General features: G+C 68.2%; 4 protein-coding genes. 2 read left to right on the plus strand and 2 right to left on the minus strand.

Going from position 1 to position 2,962, the window contains the following annotated elements; genetic code table 11:
* The coding region (locus tag AB0J09_RS61005; RefSeq protein ID WP_360713148.1) for a hypothetical protein at positions 1 to 1,021 on the plus strand (1,021 nt) is incomplete at its 5' end.
* Between the two features lie 105 nt (positions 1,022 to 1,126).
* On the opposite strand, the gene AB0J09_RS61010 is transcribed toward AB0J09_RS61005, so the two are convergent.
* The gene (locus tag AB0J09_RS61010; RefSeq protein ID WP_360713151.1) at positions 1,127 to 1,561 is read right to left on the minus strand and encodes a hypothetical protein; all 435 of its coding nucleotides are present in this window, start codon (positions 1,559 to 1,561) and stop codon (positions 1,127 to 1,129) included.
* Positions 1,562 to 1,742: 181 nt separating this feature from the next.
* On the opposite strand from AB0J09_RS61010, the gene AB0J09_RS61015 reads away from it, so the two are divergent.
* Positions 1,743 to 2,714, plus strand: a complete 972-nt coding sequence (locus AB0J09_RS61015) for a nuclear transport factor 2 family protein (protein WP_360713154.1) — start codon at positions 1,743 to 1,745, stop codon at positions 2,712 to 2,714.
* On the opposite strand, the gene AB0J09_RS61020 is transcribed toward AB0J09_RS61015, so the two are convergent.
* A partial coding sequence (locus tag AB0J09_RS61020) for a helix-turn-helix transcriptional regulator (RefSeq protein WP_360713157.1) occupies positions 2,707 to 2,962 on the minus strand: 256 nt, incomplete at its 5' end. The two genes, AB0J09_RS61015 and AB0J09_RS61020, sit on opposite strands and share 8 nt — an antisense overlap.

Raw genomic sequence — 2,962 nt, forward strand, 5'->3', positions numbered from 1 at the left:
CGCCGGCGACCACCAGGGGCCGCTTCAGCACGTGGACGCCGGCGGCACCACGCTGCGGGCGGGTGGTGCGACCTTCACCTCCGACGTGGCGGTCAAGCCGCAGACGTACTACAAGGACACGAATCAGCACTCGCCGGAGCCCACCTATCCGGATTCGTTCACCAGTGTCGGGGTGGTGAACTCCCGCGAGGCGACGTTGCTGATCAACCACGTTCCCGACGACTGCACCGGCTACCAGGCGGCCGGCAACATCCGGCTGGAGGGCGGCATCTGGGACCCGACAGCGTACTTTGTACGGAACGCAACCGGTGACGATCGCGCTCGGGCGACGGACGCGCCGCCGATGAATGCGATCACCTTCGAACACACCCACAACGTCGAGCTGTCCGGAGTGACCGTACGAAACGTCAAGTGGTGGCACGGGGTCGAGCTGAACGCCGTCCATACGGCGACTGTCAGCGGCTGCCGCTTCGAAGGCTGGGTCGAGGCGCCGACGGCAGGGCTGTGGCACGGCGAGGCGGTGCAACTCGACCTGCCGACCGCCGGCACCACCTGGGGCGGGGTCGCCGACAACACCCCGACAACCGACATCCGGATCACCGACAACTACTGCGGCGCGTCACAGGACTATCCGGGCTGGGGCAAGCTCACCGGCTCGCACACCGGCGCCCCCGGTGCGGTGCACAGCGATGTGTGGATCGAACGCAACCTGATCGAGAACGCGAAGTGGGATGCGATCGGGCCGATGAACACCTCCCGGGTCGTCATCCGGGAGAACACGATCAGGGCGAGCTGGGGCGGCGTCTACGTGAAGTCGATCAGCCCGAACCCGAACGAGACGGTTGACATCATGGGCAACGACATCACCCTGGTCGACGGGTCGACCCGTCCCGCGGTCGGGGTGAACGCCACCAACGCCCAGCTGCCGGTCAGCGATGTCGCGGTCTACGCGAACGCTGTCCGAGGCGGCGGGTTCAGCTACAGCGCGAACGTCACCTTCAGGCGGGAGCCGCAACGGTAACGCGAGCGGCATGACTCTCCCGTCGTGCCGGTCGACCGGCCGGCCGCCGCAGGAGCCGCGGTTCTTGCGGTCGGCCGTCTGGTCGATCTTCTCGGGAACGACGTCTTAGGGGTGGCCCATCGGTGCGCGGGCGGGCGAGAGGCGCTGTTCCTCCAGGGCGACGACGGTTCCGGTGAGGCGGGCTTCCTCTGCCGCCCACGCGATCTCGTGACTGTGCAGGCTTTCACGGGGGTCCGAGAGGATCGGGGATGGGTCGTTCCGGCCGAGGGCGTCCAGGAACGCCGTGACCAGGCCCCGGTCGCCGCCGCTGTGCCCCTCCGCGGGAGGGTTCGTGTCGATGACCTCGACGTCCCCGGTCACGAAGTCGGTCACGGTGAGCCGGACGCCGTCTCCCTCAAGGGAGCCGTGCGTGCCGAAGATGCGGGTCTTGCGAAGGGCCATCGGCGAGAACGCGGTCATGGTGAATGAGGCGGTCGCGCCGCCGTCGAATTCCAGGTTGACCACCTGGTGGTCAACGACGTCGTTGTCGCACGCGTACACGCACCTGCCGTAGGTGGCGGCAGGCGCCTTCGATCACGCGGGTCGAAGCGACGGCAGGCACAGCTGGTCGATCGTGCCGAACCCGGTGTGCGCGCGACTACCGTCACGGTGACAGATTCGTCGGCCGGGCCGATCTTCGTAGTTTCAGTTCAGGGGCACGGCGCCCCTGAAGGAGGCGGAGATGAAGATTCTGGTCGGTGCGGTGTTGGCGTTGAGCGTGATGGCGAGCCCGGCGCAGGCGAAGAATGGATGCGCGGACGCGCGCGAGGAGGTGGCGAGCATCAAGGGGTGGGTGTCGCCCAACGCCTGCACATTCATCAACAGGCAGATCAGGTTCGGCAAGGTGACCACGGAGAACCGGGTGCAGGCCTACGTGGACATCTGGGACACCAACGCGACGCTCTGGGAGCCGCGAAAGGCCAGCGCGCCGCTGATGCAGGGTTTGGACACGATCAGGGCGTCGATCGCGGGGACGCTGGCCCTGGTGCCTGACTTCCGTTTTCGCGGCACGCGCGTGGCCGTGAACGGCCCGGCGGTGATGTTCGAGGCGGTCAACGAGGCCACGGTCAAGGGCCACAAGATCACCTATCCGGCGGTGTATCGGGTCCTGCTGACCGATGACGGCAAGGTGATCCAGGGTCGCCGGTACTACGACCGCCACCTGATGTTCTCCCCGCTCGACCCGAGCCTGCCCGACCTGTTCAGCGGCGTTGCCGACAGCGGCCTGCCCGAGGAGGGAGGGCAACGGGCTATGGGCCCCGACGAGCTCGCCGCCCGGGCGGAGGCGTGGAACACAGAGGACGTCGCGGCCCTGACGGCGCCCCTCAGCGGTGCTGCGCTGTCGGCCTCTGGGCTGGGCGAGCGCGAACTGCGGACAGCAGAGGGCAAGCGGGCCTATCTGACGACCTTCTTCGGCCAGGTCAGCGACGTGAAGCTGCAGCCAGGCCAGGCCGTGCGGGTGCCCGGCGCGACGTACGTGGAGTGGTACGGCACGGTCCTGCCGAAGGGCCAGAGCGAGCCGATGAGCTTCGGCATCATCGAACGCATCGCTGACCAGGGTGGCCTCTCGACGCGGTGGCAGCTGTTCTTCGACCAGTTGCCGTTGGTCGCCGATCAGACCAGGATCGACCAGCTGTACGGGCTGCTCAGGTGAGCGCGGCCAGTTCGGCCCGTGAGGTGATCCCCAGCTTGGGGAAAGCCTTGTACAGGTGGTAGCCGACGGTTCTGGGACTGAGGTACAGCTGGGCCGCGATGTCCCGGTTCGAGGCACCGGTCGCGGCCAGCCGTACCACCTGGCGCTCTTGGGGGGTGAGCACGCTGAGCGGGTCGTCCGCCCGGCGCGGGGCGGCGGGCACGTCGCCGGTGAGCCGCAGCTCGGCGCGCGCCCGCTCGGCCCACAGC

Source organism: Nonomuraea sp. NPDC049784 (genome assembly GCF_040659615.1).
GTDB lineage: Bacteria > Actinomycetota > Actinomycetes > Streptosporangiales > Streptosporangiaceae > Nonomuraea.